General features: G+C 71.7%; 18 protein-coding genes, 1 tRNA gene and 1 other RNA gene. 7 read left to right on the plus strand and 13 right to left on the minus strand.

Features of this window, described 5'->3' with window-relative positions:
• Window positions 1-264: 264 nt before the first annotated feature.
• Both ACL06G_RS00275 and ACL06G_RS00280 read right to left on the minus strand, forming a co-directional pair.
• Complete coding sequence (locus tag ACL06G_RS00275; RefSeq protein ID WP_412784867.1) at window positions 265-1,344, minus strand: aspartate-semialdehyde dehydrogenase; 1,080 nt, start codon at window positions 1,342-1,344, stop codon at window positions 265-267.
• A 42-nt stretch (window positions 1,345-1,386) separates the two neighbouring features.
• Window positions 1,387-2,676, minus strand: coding sequence for an aspartate kinase (locus tag ACL06G_RS00280; RefSeq protein ID WP_412784866.1), 1,290 nt, complete (start codon window positions 2,674-2,676; stop codon window positions 1,387-1,389).
• A 448-nt stretch (window positions 2,677-3,124) separates the two neighbouring features.
• Between ACL06G_RS00280 and ACL06G_RS00285 the strand changes: the two genes are divergently transcribed.
• Window positions 3,125-3,574, plus strand: a complete 450-nt coding sequence (locus tag ACL06G_RS00285) for a nitroreductase family deazaflavin-dependent oxidoreductase (protein WP_412784865.1) — start codon at window positions 3,125-3,127, stop codon at window positions 3,572-3,574.
• On the opposite strand, the gene ACL06G_RS00290 is transcribed toward ACL06G_RS00285, so the two are convergent.
• Together ACL06G_RS00290 and ACL06G_RS00295 are read right to left on the minus strand one after the other, a co-directional pair.
• Window positions 3,565-4,593 (minus strand): hypothetical protein, encoded by a 1,029-nt coding sequence (locus tag ACL06G_RS00290; RefSeq protein WP_412784864.1) that lies wholly within the window; start codon window positions 4,591-4,593, stop codon window positions 3,565-3,567. The two genes, ACL06G_RS00285 and ACL06G_RS00290, sit on opposite strands and share 10 nt — an antisense overlap.
• 358 nt (window positions 4,594-4,951) lie before the next feature.
• Window positions 4,952-6,205, minus strand: coding sequence for an ATP-binding protein (locus ACL06G_RS00295; RefSeq protein WP_412784863.1), 1,254 nt, complete (start codon window positions 6,203-6,205; stop codon window positions 4,952-4,954).
• 254 nt (window positions 6,206-6,459) lie between these two features.
• On the opposite strand from ACL06G_RS00295, the gene ACL06G_RS00300 reads away from it, so the two are divergent.
• The 4 genes from ACL06G_RS00300 to ACL06G_RS00315 all read left to right on the plus strand — a co-directional run bounded on the left by ACL06G_RS00300 (window position 6,460) and on the right by ACL06G_RS00315 (window position 9,973).
• The gene (locus ACL06G_RS00300; protein ID WP_412784862.1) at window positions 6,460-7,698 is read left to right on the plus strand and encodes an MFS transporter; all 1,239 of its coding nucleotides are present in this window, start codon (window positions 6,460-6,462) and stop codon (window positions 7,696-7,698) included.
• Between the two features lie 263 nt (window positions 7,699-7,961).
• On the plus strand, window positions 7,962-8,570 hold the full coding sequence (locus ACL06G_RS00305) for a TetR/AcrR family transcriptional regulator (protein ID WP_412784861.1): 609 nt from the start codon (window positions 7,962-7,964) through the stop codon (window positions 8,568-8,570).
• Between the two features lie 39 nt (window positions 8,571-8,609).
• On the plus strand, window positions 8,610-9,524 hold the full coding sequence (locus tag ACL06G_RS00310; protein ID WP_412835146.1) for a helix-turn-helix domain-containing protein: 915 nt from the start codon (window positions 8,610-8,612) through the stop codon (window positions 9,522-9,524).
• Entirely contained in the window at window positions 9,521-9,973 is a 453-nt protein-coding gene (locus tag ACL06G_RS00315; RefSeq protein WP_412784859.1) for a VOC family protein, read from the plus strand. The genes ACL06G_RS00310 and ACL06G_RS00315 overlap by 4 nt, the downstream gene beginning before the upstream one ends.
• A 45-nt stretch (window positions 9,974-10,018) precedes the next feature.
• Here the strand turns inward: ACL06G_RS00315 and ACL06G_RS00320 are convergent, their stop codons facing one another.
• From ACL06G_RS00320 to ffs, 5 genes are all read right to left on the minus strand, one after another.
• Window positions 10,019-10,690, minus strand: a complete 672-nt coding sequence (locus tag ACL06G_RS00320; protein ID WP_412784858.1) for a DUF5063 domain-containing protein — start codon at window positions 10,688-10,690, stop codon at window positions 10,019-10,021.
• The gene (gene recR, locus ACL06G_RS00325; protein WP_412784857.1) at window positions 10,683-11,282 is read right to left on the minus strand and encodes a recombination mediator RecR; all 600 of its coding nucleotides are present in this window, start codon (window positions 11,280-11,282) and stop codon (window positions 10,683-10,685) included. The genes ACL06G_RS00320 and recR overlap by 8 nt, the downstream gene beginning before the upstream one ends.
• A 135-nt stretch (window positions 11,283-11,417) precedes the next feature.
• Window positions 11,418-11,753, minus strand: coding sequence for a YbaB/EbfC family nucleoid-associated protein (locus ACL06G_RS00330; RefSeq protein WP_412784856.1), 336 nt, complete (start codon window positions 11,751-11,753; stop codon window positions 11,418-11,420).
• 111 nt (window positions 11,754-11,864) lie between these two features.
• A complete protein-coding gene (locus ACL06G_RS00335; protein WP_412835147.1) occupies window positions 11,865-14,402 on the minus strand; it encodes a DNA polymerase III subunit gamma and tau in 2,538 nt (845 codons plus the stop codon).
• A gap of 59 nt (window positions 14,403-14,461) precedes the next feature.
• Window positions 14,462-14,560: signal recognition particle sRNA small type (gene ffs / locus ACL06G_RS00340), an RNA gene on the minus strand.
• Window positions 14,561-14,655: 95 nt separating this feature from the next.
• Between ffs and ACL06G_RS00345 the strand changes: the two genes are divergently transcribed.
• Window positions 14,656-14,740 (plus strand) — tRNA-Ser (locus ACL06G_RS00345).
• A gap of 131 nt (window positions 14,741-14,871) precedes the next feature.
• Here ACL06G_RS00345 and ACL06G_RS00350 read toward each other — a convergent pair.
• From ACL06G_RS00350 to ACL06G_RS00360, 3 genes are all read right to left on the minus strand, one after another.
• Window positions 14,872-15,285, minus strand: a complete 414-nt coding sequence (locus ACL06G_RS00350; RefSeq protein ID WP_412784854.1) for a DNA-binding protein — start codon at window positions 15,283-15,285, stop codon at window positions 14,872-14,874.
• Window positions 15,267-15,551 (minus strand): hypothetical protein, encoded by a 285-nt coding sequence (locus ACL06G_RS00355; RefSeq protein ID WP_412784853.1) that lies wholly within the window; start codon window positions 15,549-15,551, stop codon window positions 15,267-15,269. Before ACL06G_RS00355 ends, ACL06G_RS00350 begins: the two co-directional genes overlap by 19 nt.
• 123 nt (window positions 15,552-15,674) lie before the next feature.
• Window positions 15,675-15,890 carry a hypothetical protein gene (locus tag ACL06G_RS00360; protein ID WP_412784852.1) on the minus strand — a complete coding sequence of 72 codons (216 nt, stop codon included), beginning with the start codon at window positions 15,888-15,890 and terminating at the stop codon, window positions 15,675-15,677.
• A gap of 381 nt (window positions 15,891-16,271) precedes the next feature.
• Between ACL06G_RS00360 and ACL06G_RS00365 the strand changes: the two genes are divergently transcribed.
• The gene (locus tag ACL06G_RS00365; protein WP_412835148.1) at window positions 16,272-16,637 is read left to right on the plus strand and encodes a PH domain-containing protein; all 366 of its coding nucleotides are present in this window, start codon (window positions 16,272-16,274) and stop codon (window positions 16,635-16,637) included.
• Between the two features lie 48 nt (window positions 16,638-16,685).
• On the opposite strand, the gene ACL06G_RS00370 is transcribed toward ACL06G_RS00365, so the two are convergent.
• Window positions 16,686-17,561 (minus strand): enoyl-CoA hydratase/isomerase family protein, encoded by an 876-nt coding sequence (locus ACL06G_RS00370; RefSeq protein ID WP_412784850.1) that lies wholly within the window; start codon window positions 17,559-17,561, stop codon window positions 16,686-16,688.
• Between the last annotated feature and the right edge of the window lie 12 nt (window positions 17,562-17,573).

Below are 17,573 nucleotides of genomic sequence, written 5' to 3' on the forward strand. Positions count from 1 at the left end.
CCCGAATCTGCGTCGTGGTTCCCCGTCGTTCCGTGAGCTGTCGCCGGATTCGCCCGTTGTAAGCCCGGCAGTCACGGTGACGCGCCCCCGCGGGCTGTCGGTTGCAGCACGGCGAGGGGATTCGATTCTCGTTCAACCATCGGGCGGCTAGCTAGTGGCCTGAACCATTTCCCGATCACAATTTCTTCACAGCAGGAGTGGTTCGTCGCCGACGGGTGGACGGCAAGTGGCCCGGGAGGGTGAGAACTTGAGGCTGCCGATGCCTCAGGAGGGGTGCGATGCGGGGCGTTCCGGCCGCCGGCCCGCGACGGTCTCGGCGATCTGCACCGAGTTGAGGGCGGCACCCTTGCGCAGGTTGTCGGCGCAGACGAAGAACTCCAGTCCGCACGGGTCGTCCAGGGACCGGCGGACGCGGCCCGCCCATGCGGGGTCGGTGCCCACGGCGTCGGCGGGCGTGGGGAACTCGGCGTCATCCGGGGCGTCGCACAGCACCACGCCGGGCGCGGACGCCAGGATCTCGTGCGCCCGCGGGACGGACACCTCGCGTTCGAAGCGGGCATGCACCACGACGGAGTCGCCGTTCACCACCGGCACCCGGACGCAGGTGACGCTCACGGGGAGTTCGGCGAGGCCGAGGATCTTGCGGGTCTCGGCGCGCAGCGCGACCTCGTCCGTGGTCCAGCCGTCGTCGGCGCGGTCCCCCGCGAACGGCACGACGTTCAGGGCGATGGGCGCCGGATACGGTCCGGTGGCGGCCACGGCCCGGCGGACGTCGCCGGGTTTCGTCCCCAGTTCGGCCCCGGCCACCTCGCGGAGCTGCGCGCGCAACGTGTCGACGCCCTCGCGGCCGGACCCGGAGACCGCCTGGTAGGAGGCGAGGGACAGCGAGCGCAGGGCCCACTCCGAGTGGAGCGCCCCCACCGAGACGATCATGGCGAGGGTGGTGCACGCAGGAGAGGCGATGATGCCCCGGGGCCGCGTGCGTGCGGCGTACCCGTTGACCTCGGGCACCACCAGCGGCACCGCGTCGTCGGCCCGGAACGCGGCGGACGAGTCGATCACGACCGCGCCCCTGGCCGCCGCGACCGGCGCCCACCGGGCGGCGACCGGGGCGGGCAGATGGAACAGCGCCACGTCGACGCCGTCGAGCGTCTCCTCCTCCAGGGGAAGGACCTCGATCTCCTCGCCGCGCACGGCGAGTTTGCGTCCGGCCGAACGCGGAGACGCCAGGAGCCGGATGTCGCCCCAGATGTCCTGCCGCTCGGACAGCAGTCCGCGCAGTACCGACCCGACGGCGCCGGTGGCGCCGACGACCGCCAGGGTCGGTCTGCTGCGGTTCCTCACCGGGACCTCCCGGTCAGCCGTGGCCGTGACCGGCCGCGACGGTCACCTGCCGGTGCCTCCGTAGACCACGGCCTCCTCGCTCTCGCTGTCGAGACCGAACGCGGTGTGCACCGCCCGGACGGAGTCGTTGACGTCGTCCTCGCGGGTGACGACGGAGATGCGGATCTCCGAGGTGGAGATCAGCTCGATGTTCACCCCGGCGTTGGCCAGTGCCTCGAAGAAGGTGGCGGTCACACCCGGGTTGGTCTTCATGCCGGCACCGACCAGCGAGATCTTGGCGATCTGGTCGTCGTAGCGCAGCGAGGCGAAACCGATCTTCTCCTTGGCCTTCTCCAGCGCCGAGATGGCCTTCTTGCCCTCGGTCTTGGGAAGGGTGAAGGAGATGTCCGTCAGGCCCGTGGACGCCGCGGAGACGTTCTGCACGACCATGTCGACGTTGATCTCGGCGGCGGCGATCACCTTGAAGATGGCCGCGGCCTCACCCGGCTTGTCGGGCACCCCGACGACCGTGACCTTGGCCTCCGAGGTGTCGTGCGCGACACCGGAGATGAGCGCCTGTTCCACTGGCATCTCCCCTTGTCCGCTGTAGCCGCCCTGCGGCTCGCTGCTGACCCATGTCCCCGGAAGCCCGGAGAAGGACGACCGTACATGGATCGGGATGTTGTAGCGCCGCGCGTACTCGACGCAGCGGTGCAGCAGGACCTTCGAACCGGAGCTCGCCAGCTCCAGCATGTCCTCGAACGAGATCCAGTCGATCTTCTTGGCGTTCTTCACCACGCGCGGGTCGGCGGTGAACACGCCGTCGACGTCGGTGTAGATCTCGCAGACCTCTGCGTCCAGCGCGGCGGCCAGTGCCACCGCGGTGGTGTCGGACCCGCCGCGCCCCAGGGTGGTGATGTCCTTGCTGTCCTGGGAGACGCCCTGGAAACCGGCGACGATGGCGATGTTGCCCTCGTCGACGGAGGCCTGGATACGGCCCGGGGTCACGTCGAGGATCCGCGCCTTGTTGTGCGCGGAGTCCGTGATCAGACCGGCCTGACTGCCGGTGAAGGACTGTGCCTCGTGGCCGAGGGATTTGATCGCCATGGCCAGCAGGGCCATGGAGATGCGCTCTCCGGCGGTCAGCAGCATGTCGAACTCGCGCCCGTCCGCTACCGGGGACACCTCTCCAGCGAGATCGATCAGCTCGTCCGTCGTGTCACCCATCGCCGAAACCACGACGACAACCTGGTTGCCGTTCTTCTTGGCTTCGACGATCCGCTTGGCAACGCGCTTGATGCCCTCGGCATCGGCAACGGAGGAGCCGCCGTACTTCTGCACGACAAGGCCCACGTGTGCTCGCTCCTCGAATTCTCACCGGGGCCCATTTCGGCCGGAGCCCCGCGTTCGGCCCATTTTACCGAGCAGCCGGGATCGGACCGTCCGCTCTCACGCTGTGAGACCCCCTGATACGCACAACGCTCTGGTCGAGCGCCCTTGTCCGGCTCGTCCAGCGAACGGACGCATGCCCGCTGCGATGCGTCGCACACGGAAACGTGCGGCACCTCACACGGGACGCCCCGTTGGGCCGAACGGGTGAAGACGGTCGTACCCGCAGCACCGACGGCGCACCCACCCGGCTTCCCGGCGCCGCACGCCCCCTCGTCGCCCTTCCCGGGCGGGAACGCTCCGCAACCGGGTACCCCGGAAAGGGTGACGCCGACGCGCCGGTGCGCCGTGTCGCCCACCGCTCAGCGGGTACCGACCCGCCGAGACCTTCGCGAGGAGAGGACGGCACAGCATGCCCCTGACAGGCGAGTACGCACCCAGCCCGACCGCATGGGTGCGGGACCAGGTCGCGGAGTACGAGGGCTCCGGCGGCACCCGGGGAACCACGATGAAGGGCCTGCCCGTCATCGTGCTGACGACGCGGGGCGCGAAGAGCGGCACCCTCCGCAAGACCCCGCTGATGCGCGTGGAGCACCAGGGCCGCTACGCCGCCGTGGCCTCCGTGGGAGGCGCCCCGCAGCACCCCGGCTGGTACCACAACCTGCTCGCCGACCCCCGCGTGGAGCTGCAGGACGGCACGGAACGCTGGGACATGACCGCCCGCGAGGTGACGGGCGAGGAGAAGGCCGCGTGGTGGAACAGGGCGGTCGAGGCGTTCCCGCCCTACGCCGACTACCGGGAGAAGACCGACCGCGACATCCCGGTCTTCGTCCTGGAACCCGCCGCCGCACCTCACGGCTGAGCGGTCGCGGGTCGGTCGGGGGACGTCGTCCTTGAGCTTCCCGCCGGGCTCTCCCGCACCGCTCCGGCCGCCGTTCGCGTACCGCCCCGCCGGGCACGCAGTCCGCTGTCCCGAACGGCGCGACGCATCTCCTCGACACGGGCCGTCATCATGGCCTCCGCGGGCCAGTCGTGGGAGCGGGCAGACGGACGGCCGTCCCCGCCGCAGTCCGCGCAGACACCGCCGGGAAGGTGGTGCGGTCTGCCGGGGGTGCCGCAGACGGTGCACTCGACCATGCGGAGCGCGGCGGGTGCGACGGCGGGCGACGGCGCGGGGCGCCGCTCGGGCGGCATCTTGTCGCGGAGGCGGCGCTGCAAAAGGCCGCGCACACTGTGCACTTCGGGCGGCAGCCCGGCCGCCAACGCGCGGACGAAACGCGCTTCGGACGGATCGCGGCCCAGCCACTCGGCGGCGAGCTGCTCCAGGGCCTCGCAGTCGGCGGCGGAGAGCGTCAGCCGCGGGTCGCGGTGGCACAGGTCGGCCAGCGCCTCGTACGCGGGCGAGCGCGCCGGGCGCCGGGGCTTCGGCGGCTGCTTCGCGCGCGAGTGCGGCACCGTCACGGCCGTGTCGGCGCACGGTGCGGGCTCCGGCGTGCGGCCGGCGAGGACGGCTGCCCACCAGGCGTCGTCGCGCGGCGTCCGCGAGAAGTAAGTACGGGTCACCCAGCGGGCGCCGTCCGCCAGCACGACGTGCTCGCGGGCACGCCGCAGGTGCCCGGCCTCGGAGAGGCGGCGCAGGGCGGTCAGGCAGGCGGCCTGCCCGTAGCGGGGGTGCGCGGCCGCGAGCGCCTTGGCGCTCATCGCCGCTCCTTCGGGCAGCCGGTCGATGAGCGCGGCGAGGGACGCTTCGCGGGCGGGCAGGTGTGCGAAGTCCTCGGCTTCCCGGGGAGGTTGTTCGGGCGCGGAACGCTTGCCGTAACCCGGATTGGCCATCGGGTGTGCGGCGACGGGCGCAGCGGGGCTAAGGTCGGAGTCAGCCACGAGATCGGTCCTTGCGATCTTGTCGGTGAGACCCCCGGAGGTGTTGCTGCACCTTGCGGGGGTCGTTTGGGTTCGAGCGCGACGCTAGACACAGGTCACCCTGCGTGTCAAAGCATCAACGATAAGTCGTACGAAAGGCGGGGTGGGTGGGCGGGAAAGAGTGCCTACCAGCCATTCCCTGCAAACGGTGCTCGGATCTCGAAGCCCGCGGCTCGGGGCTCAACTCTCCGTTGCGCGGCGTACGACGGCACTCCGCGCATCCGTGCAGCGGTCGAGACCGGCGCTCCGGGACCCGAGCTCCGAGTTCCGCCGGTGCACCGGGCGCGGCGCGGGCACGGACGGGCAACGGGTCGGCGGATCAGCTGCCTTCGGCAGGAGTGGTCCACAGGGCGGACATCGGCAACGCGGTGAGTCCGTCTCCGAAGCTCAGGGATTCCGTGCCGCAATGGAGAACGAAGCCGGCGCGGAACCTTTCTCCCAGACGGCGCTGCACGTGCCGCAGTCCCCGGAAGTCGTCACGCCGTACGGTCTGCGCGGCCTTGACCTCGACGGCGACGACGTCGCCGGAGTTGTGCTCCAGTATGGCGTCGACCTCGAACTGGTCCCGATCACGGTAGTGGTAGAGGCGCGCAGGCGTCCCGGACCAGGTGAGTTGCCGAGCCAACTCTCCGAGAACGAAGTTCTCGAGCAGCGGGCCCACCGTTTCCTGCCGTGCTCCGTCCCCGGAGAGGTATCCCGCCAGACCGCTGTCGACGAACATCACCTTCGGCGTGGCAACGGCACGGGTGGTGAGGTTCGTCGACCATGCGGGAACGAGTCGCACGAGATACACGGTCTCCAGAATGTCGATCCAGCTCCGCACGGTCGGCGCGGAGACGCCGAGCTCACCGGCGAGGCGGTTCACACTGAGCAGGCCGCAGGTCTGGGCAGCCAGCAGGGAGAGCAGCCGGCGCATGTCGGCGGACCTGCGAAGCTGCGCCACCTGTTGCACGTCCCGAGCCACGAGATCGGAAACGTACCCCTCGAAGAAGCGGGACCGGCGGCGCGGGCTGTCACGGTGGATCGCCTCCGGGTAGCCGCCGCGCTGGGCCCGGGCAAGATAGTCCCTCTTCGTGAGCTCGGTAGGTTCGGCGCGCAGTTCTGCACCCCGGGCGAAGGCGGCGTCCACGAAACCGTCCGGCTCGCTCTCGATCTCGCCCTGGGAGAATGGCCAGAGCTCGATCGTCTCCGACCGCCCCGGCAGCGCGTCCGGCACGTCACGCAGCCCGAGCAGCCGAGCGGAACCGGTCAGGAGGAACTGCCCGGGCCGGGCGTCGCGGTCCACGAGATGCTTGATCGCGAGCCACAGTTCCGGCACCCGTTGCACCTCGTCGACCATCAGCAGGCCCTCGTGACGCAGGAACGCCACGGGATCCTCGGCTGCCGCAGCACGGGTGGTGGGACTGTCCAGGAAGCGGGCCTCCCCCTCGGGAAGGCTCCGCAGAACCACCTCGGCCAGTGTGCTCTTACCCGTCTGTCGTGCACCGTTCACGACGACGACCCGGGTGTCCTCGAGGGACTCCCTCACCCGATCGAAGGCCCGTCGGTAAAGGTACTCGACTCCTTTCCGCATGACGCCTCCCACCTGCACGACTTTCGACCTGCCGACAGCCTCACTTTACATCTGCCGACGGTGGGACTTTACATCTGCCGAGACCTCCACTTTCGATCTGCCGACGCACCCGCTGCACCCTGACGAAGACCGCCGGAGTTGCCGGGCACCCCGACCGAGCACTCCCCGGGCGGAAAACCGGTGGCTCCGGCCCGTCCCGACTGAGACGGTGCCGCGCGGACGGGACGCGTGGGAAACGGGCACAGGAGCGGCGCATGGACGGTGCTGGGGCCGGCGGGACGCGGACGGACCGGGCACTGCTGCGGCTGGGCACTGCGGCGTTCGCGCTGCTGGGGGCGCAGGCCGGGGCGTGGGCGGTGCTGCTCGCGGACCTGGCGCGGGTGGCCGGTATCGGTGCGCCCCGGCTGGGGCTCGCGCTGACCGCACTGGCGTGCGTGGCGGTCCCCTCGGTGCTGGCCGCGGGGCGGGTGATCGACCGGCTGGGGCGGCGTTGGGGGGTCGTGGTGGGCTGCTGCGGCTCGGGTGTCGCGTTCGGCGGTCTGGCGGTCGTCGGCTCGTTCGCCGGACTGCTCGCCCTGTTCCTGCTCTTCGGGGTGCTGTGCAGCGTCTACGACGTGGTGGTCAACGTGCTGGGCGGCGACTACGAGCGCCGCACCGGGCGGGTGACGATGCCGCGGCTGCACGCCGTGTTCAGCGGGGGCGGAGCCCTCGGTGCACTCGGTACGGCGTCCGCGCTGAGCCTGGGCGCCGGGCACCGGGCGGTGTGCGTCGCGGTCGGTGCGCTGCTGGTACTGCTCGGCGCCGTGGGGGCGGTGACACCGCTGCCACCGGCTCCCGCCGCGGTGTCCGAGGAGCCCGTGCCTGCGGGCGGCCGCGGCCCGTTCACGGCGCTCGCCCTGCCGGGCGTCGGCCCGGCGGCGGCGCTGGTCGCCCTGCAGTTCTTCAACGACGGTGCGGTCGAGGGCTACAGCTCGGTGTACCTGCGTGAGGTGCTGTCGTCGGGGGCTCTGGTCGGCGGTGTCGGCATCGCCGCGTTCCACGCCGCCACCATGGCGGGCCGACTGGTCGCCGACCGGGTGACGGGGGTGTTCGGCGAGGACCGGCTCGTGGCGTGCGGAGGTGCGGTGGCCGCGGCCGGGTACGCGCTCGCGCTCGGCACACCGCGGCCGCCCCTGGTCGTCGCCGGGCTGCTGCTGGCCGGTCTGGGGGCGGCTCCGGTCGTGCCGCTCGCCTACTCCCTCGCTGCGCGCCGCAGCGGATCGCGCAGCGGCCGGGCCGCGTCCGTGGTGACGGCGTTCGGGTACGTGTCGTTCGTCGCCGCACCCGCGGTCGTCGGTTCGCTGGCCGCCGTGACGGATCTGCGGCGGGCGCTGCTCTGCCTGATTCCCGGCGCGGCGTTGATCGCCCTGGTCGGCCACCGTGCGGGCCGGGTGCGTCGGGTCGGCCCCGGGCAGCCGGAGGTGGCCGCCGGACGCGACTCGGCGTCGCAGTGAGACGGGCCCGCCGACGCCGACGCGGTGCGGCGCCGTCACGACGGCGGCCGCGGCGTCTACTGGGAGGACCCGGACCGGCACAACATGGAGATCATCACCCGCCCCTACGGCGGCTGAGCCGCGCGCGGGTCGCTCTCCGGGAGTGGGACCTGCCTCGTCACTTCCCGGTCGCGAACACCGTCTCTACTCTGTGTGGCATACACACGGATCGGCGAGGCGGCACACCGGGCGGACGCGCCCGGGCGACCGGAGAGGCGAGGGCGATGGACCACGGCTGCCGCCGGCGACGGGTGCTGGACGCGGCGATCGAGGTGCTGGGCGCCGGCGGCCTGCGCCGCCTGACCTACCAGGCCGTGGACGCCGCTGCCGGCGTCCCGCCGGGCACCACCTCGGAGCATTTCCGTACCCGTGAGGCCCTCCTCGACGGGCTGGTCGCCCACTTGGTGACGCTCGACCTGGAGGACTGGGACGACGGCGGCGAGCCCGGCGCGGGCCACCCGCTCCCCACCGGGCCCGAGGAGTTCGCCGTCACGATGAGCCGGATGGTGCTGCGACTGGTCGGCCCCGGCAGGAACCGCACGCTCGCCCGGTACCAGATCCTCGTGGAGGCCTCGGCCCGGCCCTCGCTGCGCAGGCCGCTGGAAGAGGCCAGGAAGTCGCTGCTGACCTGGGGCGCCGGCCTGCTGCGGGATCTCGGGGCGTCGTCGCCGGAGCAGGACTGCCGGACGCTGTTCTCGCTGCTGGACGGGCTCATGCTGCAGCAACTCACCCTTGACGACGAGGACTTCGACCCCCTGCCCAGCGTCCGCACCGCGGTCCGCGCGATCCTCCCGGAGCCCGATGGCGCCCCGGTCGCCCCCGGGCCGAGCTGACACCGCGCGACGCCCCCCGGCCGGGCGCACACTGGTCGCATGAGCTCCGGCAACGGCAGTGCTCCGCCCGTCCCCGCGGACCGTGCGTCGGGCCGGTACACCTTCGCCCACGCCTCCCGGTCGGCTCCCTTCTCCACCGTCCCGGCCGTCGGCTACCGGTCCGAGGACGGCCCACCCGGTCTCCACCGCGGGCTGCCCTCGCCGTACCTGACACTGGTCTTCTCCTTCCTCGGCCCGGTGGTGTGCGGCGGGACTGCCGAACAGGCGCACGGCACGGACGCACACCGCGCGGAGATCGTCGTCGGCGGAGTGCAGGACCGTCCCGCGTACGTGGTGCAGCCCCGGCGCGAGGAGGGCATCCAGCTCTCCGTCCCGCCGTGGGCGGCCCGCACACTGCTGGGCGTGCCCGCCGGGGAGCTGACCGAACTCGCCGGGGACGGAGCGGACATCCTGGGACGTGAGGCGGTGGAGCTGCGGGAGCGGCTGTGCGCACAGCGCGACTGGGAGGAGCGGTTCGCAACCCTGGCCCGCCACTTCCGCCGGAAGGCCGACGAGGCGGAGGGCCGCACCGGTCCGCGACCCGAGATCGTCGAGGCGTGGCGGTGGCTGGCACGGCATCGCGGCACCGGCTCGCTGGACGCCCTGGCGGACCATGTGGCGCTCAGCCGCCGTCAGCTCACCACGCTGTTCCGCCGCGAGATGGGAGCGTCCCCGATCCGGGTGAAGCGGCTGATGCGGTTCCAGCAGGCGCGCCGCGAAGTGGCCGCCGCGGGCGCCGCGGGCGCGCCCCGGGACCTGTCCGGCATCGCGGCACGCTGCGGCTTCTTCGACCACTCCCACCTGGTGCGGGACTTCCGGCGCTGCACCGGGCTCAGCCCCACCGGATGGCTCGCCGAGGAGCTCCGGAACGTCCAAGCCGTCGGCGGCCCGTCCGGGGAACAGTGGAACGCATGAGTACACAGCACACCGGCACAACGACCGGCACACAGCAGCCATCGCACACTCCGCAGGAGACCCCGGCCCCCGCCGTCTGGCCGACGCTCCAGGCGCGGGACGCCCTCGCCCTGATCGACTTCCTCGTCGAGAAGGTCGGCTTCGAGAGGACCGCCGTCCACACCGACGGGGACCGGGTGCTCCACGCCCAGCTCGACTGGCCCGAGGGAGGCGGCGTGATGCTGGGCTCCCACAAGCCGGACTCCGAGTGGAGCATTCCGCCCGGCACCTTCGGCGCGTACGTCGTCACCGCGGACGTCGACGCCCTGTACGCCCGGATCGCGGCCGCCGGAGTGGCCGCCCGGCGGCGCCCGACCGACCAGGACTACGGCAGCCGCGACTTCACCCTCGCCGACCCGGAGGGCAACCTGTGGTGCTTCGGCTCCTACCGCGGCGAGCCGCGCCGCTGAACCGAATGCCCCCGACCGGCCGCGGCGGCACGAGCGGGCCGACCTTCAGAGCCGGCCCGACCCCTGCCGCAGGCCGAGCGCCTCGCCGATCTCCGCGGCCATGACGGCCCCGGCCTCGGCCTCCAACTCGCCGTCCGCGTTCGGGTCGGTGTCCGTGTCCAGACCGTCGAGGGCGCCGAGCGGCTGGTTCAACCGCACGTGCGCGACCAGTGACTGCAGGGCGCGGAGCGACGCGGAGGCCGACATCCCCCAGTTCGTCAGGTACGAGAACTGCCACCACCACAGCGCCTCGCTGACCCGGCCCGCCCGGTAGTGCGCCATGCCGTGGCGCAGGTCGGTCACCACGTTCGCCAGGTCGTCGGAGATCCGGCAGGCGACAGGCGCCTTCTGCGGCTCGTACGGGTCGAACACCTCGGTGTAGACGTCGACATGCTCGAGCAGCTCCGAGAGCTGCTCGCGGAGGGCGTCCGCGTCCGGCTCCGGCCCCGTGTCGGGCTCGTAGCGCTCCTCGGGAACGATGTCCTCGTGCGCACCGAGCCGGCCACCGGCGAGCAGCAGCTGCGACAGTTCGAGCAGCAGGTAGGGAACCGCGGAGTCCGGATCGTCGCCCTTGGCGACCTCGGCGACCGAGACGAGGAAACTCTCGACCTGGTCGCAGATCTGCACGGCAAAGTCGTTCGGGTCGTCCTTGATCGAGTTGAGCGTGGCGTCAGACATCCAGCGTTCGCCTCCCCTCGAAGGCACGCCCCAGCGTGACCTCGTCGGCATATTCCAGATCCCCCCCGACGGGGAGGCCGCTGGCCAGGCGGGTGACCTTGAGGCCCATGGCGGAGACGAGCCGCGCCAGGTAGGTGGCGGTGGCCTCGCCCTCCAGATTGGGGTCGGTGGCCAGGATCAGCTCCTTGACCGAACCGTCCGCGAGTCTGCTCATGAGTTCACGGATGCGCAGGTCGTCCGGGCCGACGCCCTCGATCGGGCTGATCGATCCGCCCAGCACGTGGTACCGGCCGCGGAACTCACGCGTCCGTTCGATGGCGACGACGTCCTTCGGCTCCTCGACGACGCAGATGACCGCCGGATCGCGCCGAGGGTCCTGGCAGACCCGGCACTGCTCCTCCTGCGCGACGTTGCCGCAGACCTCGCAGAACCGGACCCGCGCCTTCACCTCGGTGAGCGCGGCGGCGAGCCGACGCACGTCCGTCGGCTCCGCCTGCAGGATGTGGAAGGCGATCCGCTGCGCACTCTTCGGACCGACGCCGGGCAGCCTGCCCAGTTCGTCGATGAGGTCCTGAACCACGCCTTCGTACACGGATGCCTGCCTTCACTCGTCCGGGAAACCACGATCCCGGCTCGCTCGTCACCGTAGTCGTCCCCCACCCGCCGCTGCTACCGCTCGTACGGGCGGACACCGCTCCCCGAGCGGTGTCCGCGGGACGTACTCCTCTCAGAACGGCATGCCGGGCATGCCGCCGAGCCCCTGAGCGAGCGGGCCCAACCGCTGCTCCGCCAGCTCCTGCGCCGAGGCGTTGGCATCGCGGACGGCCGCCACCACCAGATCGGCCAGGGTCTCGGTGTCCTCCGGGTCCGCGGCCTTCGGGTCGATCACCAGACCCTGGAGCTCGCCGGAGCCGTTGACCGTCGCCTTGACCAGGCCGCCGCCCGCGGAGCCCTCCACCGAGGTCTGCGCGAGCTCCTCCTGCGCCGCGGCGAGGTCCTGCTGCATCTTCTGCGCCTGCTGCAGCAACTGCTGCATGTCGGGCTGGCCACCACCGGGAATCACGTCTGGCTCCTGCCTCGTCGACGACGTGGGTACGGAAGCGAGCCTACGTGCCGAACAGGCCGCACGGAGGCGGTGACCCGGGATCGGACGGACCGGCCACGGCGAGACGGCTCAGTCGTGCTGGATCTCCTCCAGCACGGTCGCTCCCAGCTCCCGGACGATCAGGTCGTAGCCGGAGAGGGCCGTCTCGTCGAGATCGGCGTCGTCGTCGGCGGGGACGTCGTCCTCGAACGGCGCACGCTCGACGGATGCGGGCGGAGCGGCCTCGGCCACCTGCCCCCGGGGAGCCGCCTCGCCGGACGCAGCCGGGTCCTGCGCGCGGGCCAGCGCGGTCCGGGCCCCCGCAGCGGCGCCCGGCCCCGACGCGACACCCGTGGAACCGTCACCGCTCCCGGCCGGAGCGGGGGAGCGCGGCGCACCACCACCGCCGGGCGGAGGCGCGGCACCGCCCCCGCCTCCGGCGACGGGACCCCCCGCTCCCGGCCCGGAACCACCGGGACCGCCAGGGGCACCTCCGCCGGAGGCACCGGACGGCCCCTGTCCGGCACCGCCCGACGGGTCGACGATCGCCTCGACCTTCCACTGCACCCCTATGGCGTCCTGCAGAGCCTGGACCAGCACGTCCGCGCTGCCTCCGCCCACGAAGCTGTCCCGCGCACCGGTCGTGGTGAAGCCGACCTGCAGCGTGGTGCCGTCGAAACCGGCGACCTGGGCGTTCTGGCTCAGCAGGATCCACGTGAAACGTCGACGGTTCTTCACCGCCTCCAAAATCTGCGGCCACAGCTCCCGTACCTGAGCGGCCCCGTGGGTGCTGTCCTGAGCAGGCTGCGCCCCCGGGCCGCCGCCTGCGGCGGGACCGGACGCACCGGGACCGGACGGGGCGGATGGCGCGGGCCCCCCGGCAGGAGGACCGCCCTGGGAGGTGCCCGGGGCGGCCGTACCGCCGGGACCCGTACGACCGCTCGGACCGGCTTGCCCGCCCGGACCGGCCACGGTCGGCCAGGCACCCGGCGTGCGCTCGCCACGCTGACCGGTGGACTGGCCGCCCGGTGCGGCGCCCGGTGCGGCGGATCCGCTCTCCGGCGCGGGAGCGGAGGCCGTCCCCGTCCCCGTCCCCGTCGGCCATGCTCCGGGCTGCCGGGCCGCCTCCTGCGGGCCACCGCCGCTGCCCGCGGCGGGTGCGGCTCCCGGCGCAGCGGCAGGTGCGGCAGCGGGTCGAGTGCCCGCGGGCCAGCCGTCGGGACCGACGCCGTCGCCGGGCTCGGGGGCGGCCGCGGGCTCCGGGGCGGCCGGGCGTTCCTGGCCTCCACCGGCCGGAGGGCCGGGACGCGAGGCCTCCTCGCCACCCTGCCGTCCGCCTCCCATCGCGGCACGGGCAGCCGCAGGCCCTGCGGGGGCGTTCGCCGCGGCGCCACCGGACGTCTCACCGCCGGGGGCGACACCGCCGGGAACAGCACCCGCCGATGCGCCACTGGGTCCGGCGCCGGACCCGACGCCACGCTCCAGGCGGTCGAGCCGCGCCTGCACCGAACGCTCGTCGGAGTACGTCGCGGGAAGCAGTACCCGCGCGCAGATCAGTTCCAGTTGGAGCCGCGGCGAGGTGGCGCCGCGCATCTCGGTGAGCCCGGTGTTGACCAGATCCGCCGCGCGGCTCAGCTCCGCGGCGCCGAACCGCTGCGCCTGGGCGGCCATCCGCTCGACCACATCCGGCGGCGCGTCGATCAAACCCTTCTCGGCGGCTCCCGGAACGGCAGCGAGGATCACCAGATCGCGCAGCCGCTCCAGCAGGTCCGCGACGAACCGGCGCGGATCGTGCCCGCCCTCGATCACCCGGTCCACGATCCCGAAGGCGGCGGCACCGTCCCCCGAGGCGAAGGCGTCGACCACGGAGTCCAGCAGCGCGCCGTCGGTGTACCCGAGCAGCGCGGTGGCCATGGCGTACGTCACACCCTCGTCGCCCGCACCCGCCAGCAGTTGGTCCATCACGGACATCGCGTCGCGCACGGATCCGGCGCCGGCACGCACCGCGAGGGGCAGCACCGCGTCGTCCACCGGGATCGACTCGCGGCCGCACACGTCCGCGAGGTAGTCGCGGAGGGTGCCCGGAGGCACGAGGCGGAACGGATAGTGGTGGGTACGCGAGCGGATCGTCCCGATGACCTTCTCGGGCTCCGTGGTCGCGAAGATGAACTTCAGGTGCTCCGGGGGCTCCTCGACCACCTTCAGCAGGGCGTTGAAGCCCGCCGGGGTGACCATGTGCGCCTCGTCGACGATGTAGATCTTGTAGCGGCTGGAGGCCGGCCCGAAGAACGCCTTTTCCCGCAACTCCCGTGCGTCGTCCACGCCGCCGTGCGAGGCGGCGTCGATCTCGATCACGTCGATCGACCCGGGGCCGTTCCGCGCCAGGTCCTGGCAGGAGCGGCACACGCCGCAGGGGGTGGGCGTGGGCCCCTGCTCGCAGTTCAGGCAGCGGGCGAGGATGCGCGCGCTGGTCGTCTTGCCGCAGCCGCGCGGGCCGCTGAAGAGATACGCGTGATTGACCCGGTTGTTGCGCAGCGCCTGCTGCAACGGGTCGGTGACATGCTCCTGCCCGATGACCTCCGCGAAGGTCTCCGGGCGGTAGCGGCGGTACAGGGCGAGGGACGACACATCCCCGACGATATCGGCCCGCGCCGACATGACCAGAACCGCGAGGCCACAGGCCCCGGAACGCGAACGCCCCTCACGCACCCGCCAGAGCCCCCCTACCCTTGCTGCCTTCCGGCCCTGGGGGAGTTCAGAGAGATAGCGCCACGTGAGGGGCTGCGCCCACAGTACCCGATCGCCCCGCCGCGGATCGAACCGAACGTCGATGCTCGACCGAGTTCGCAACCACCCCTCGACGTCTTGTACAGTCTGCGGCGGAGGATTCGCCTAGTGGCCTAGGGCGCACGCTTGGAAAGCGTGTTGGGGGCAACCCCTCAAGGGTTCGAATCCCTTATCCTCCGCCCAGCCTCACCGGGCTGAACGTAGGGCCCCACCGCTCCGGCGGTGGGGCCCTACGTAGTTCCTGGTCTCAGCCCTGGCCTCGCTCACTTCCGACTTCGATCACATTGCAGACATGCGGACTCGACGTCGACTACACGGCCACGAGACGCACTCTCTCGCCACAGAGCTTTGACATGTCGTCGATGTCCGAGGTGAACATGACGACCGGGCGGCGCTGACGCAGCGCCATCTCGGCCACGGTGGCGTCGATGGCGTATGTGTGACCATGCAGTCCGGCGTTGATCAGCATGGCTGAGGCGGCCCTGGCTTCCTCGTCCCCGATGTGCACGATCCGCATGCCGGACAGGACCCATGCCAGCCGCGCCTTGTCGGTCCGGCGATGCACCGCTTCGATGATGGTGAGTGCGCTGATGACCACCTCCATGCCTCGCTTGCGAGCTTCGGCGATGAGGGCGACGACGGGTTCGTGATCACTGACGAACTTCGACAGGCCCTCGCAGTCGAGAACGAGGGTGCCTTCGTGGCTCAGCTTGCGGCGGGCCACTGCCCCTCCTCGGCGAACACCTCGTCGAAGACCCGGCGTGCCCGCTCCCGCTCGCGCTCGGAGATCGACCCCTGACGGCGTTCGTAGTCGGCCAGGTATTCATCCAAGATCTGACCACGCAGCTCGCGCTCCACGGCTTCGGTGATGAACGCGGAGAACTCACGCTTGCCGACTCGCAGCCGGATCGCCTCCGCCGTCCCCTCGGGGAGGGAGAGACTGACCCTGGTGGCCGGCCCTTCGCCGACGCCGTAAGGAACCTCGCTCATGAAGCCAACATTATCAAACTAGTAGGAATCCATCAGGCCCTGCGAGGGCAGTGACCGGAGCACAGCACGTCAGGGCAGTGGAACGCGGTTTCCGTCCGCGCCGACGGGACAGTGTCGGCGCCGTCAGCGGTCGCCGACCTGCGAGAGGGTGCGCGCGAGGTGCTCGGTGGCTTCCAGCACCCCCTGGCCGAAGGCCGTCGGAGCGATCAGGACGCCGAAGACGAGCACGAGGACCACGGTCAACTGCTCGTCCGCCCGGCTCCGGGCCTCTCTTCGGCGCCCGATCCGCAGCAGGATGATGATCGCCAGCAGGACGGCCGCGTTCACGGTGAGGATCATCGGAGCGGCCCTCCCGTCGAGAGCGGCACGAGGCCGGGTACGCCCCCGAGCCTTCCGGGACGCGGCCCCGGAAGCCGTTCTCCGGTCCGGGACAAGGTGCCGCGGGTGGGAGGCCGTTCCCGTCGGCTCCCGCCCGGTTCGGTCATCACCTGGACGTATACAGCCATGAAGAACCCCTTGCCGTGCTCTCCGTCTGCGGTCTCAGTTGCTGCCCTCCGTATGAGAGCACGCACGGGCGCCACTTCCCGGCAGCGGACAGTCACCCGAAATGCTGACTTTTCTCCGGGTGCGACGGAGCGATGCGCCGTCGTTCCTCTCCCGTCGCCGGACGCGGCCGTATAGCGTGTGAAGAACTGGCAACCATGAGGCTGGGGGACCGCAATGGGGCTCTTCGGGAACGCACACACCGTCGACGCGACGTCGGCGCAGCAGGAGTACGGCCGGCTGCTGGGGCAGGGGGAGCAGGTGTACGCGGCCTACGTGCTGATCCGCGACACGCTGCTGTTCACCGACACCCGGCTGATCCTCATCGACAAGCAGGGCCTGACCGGCAAGAAGACCGAGTACCACTCCGTTCCCTACCGGAGCATCACGCACTTCTCCGTGGAGACCGCGGGCACCTTCGATCTCGACGCCGAGTTGAAGCTGTGGATCTCCAGCAACCCCACGCCGCTGCAGAAGACCTTCACCAAGGGCGTGGACATCTACGAGGTCCAGGCGATCCTGGCCCGTTTCGTGGCGCGGTGAGCCCGGCCTCCGCGGGAACGCGGAGGCCGGACCCGGGTACCTGCCGGTTCAGTCGCGGGAGGAGAGCCGGAACACGCGGTCACGCAGCCGGGTGGTGGAGCCACTCGCGCGGGAGCCGGTGTCCCGGCTGTCGGCCTCGGTGGCGCCGGAGTCCTTGCTCGCGAAGTTCGCCGCGGCCACGACGGACGCCATCAGTTCGGCGTCCATCGTGGCGGGGTTGGCGAGTTGGTTCGCCGCGGCGTGCGACTGCAGCAGCGACTTGGTGACGCGCAGGCCCGCCGCGGGGCGACGTGCGACGAGCGAGGTCCACGCCTGCACGGCCTCGTCGAGCTCCTCGTGGGGCACGACGGTGTGCAGCACGGACAGCGCCTGGGCTTCCTCCGCCGCGAACACCCGCCCGGTGAGGATCAGTTCACGGGCCCGGGACGGTCCGACCTCGGCGAGGAAGCGGGGCAGTACGCCACCCCACGCGACCGGCAGTCCCAGGGCGATCTCGGGAAGACGGAAGCGGGTGTCCACCGCCGCCGCACGCAGGTCGCAGGAGAGCGCGAGGGCGACGCCCGCGCCGATGACCTGCCCCTGCAGGCGGGCGACCGTGACGGCCGGCAGGCCGGAAAGGGCCTCGCAGACGCGCCGCCCCTTGTCCCCGCATCTGCGGACGTGCGAGCCCGTGGGGTCGTCGCTGAGCATCTCCGCGAACTCCTCGCGGTCCCCGCCCATGCAGAAGTCGCTTCCGGAGGCGCTCAGCACGACGGCCTTGACCTCGGGGGCGTCGGGGACGGCCTGCAGCACCCGCAGCAGCTCGTCCAGCATCGTCTCCGACACCACGTTGCCGTTCTCGGGTGTGTCCAGACGGATCCGGAGCACCGGACCGTGCTGCTCCACGAGGAGGGTGGCGTACTTGCCGGACGAAAAGTCGATCACTGTAGTTCTCTC

Origin of the sequence: Streptomyces callyspongiae (assembly GCF_047200695.1) — a bacterium.
In the GTDB taxonomy this organism is placed as follows: domain Bacteria; phylum Actinomycetota; class Actinomycetes; order Streptomycetales; family Streptomycetaceae; genus Streptomyces.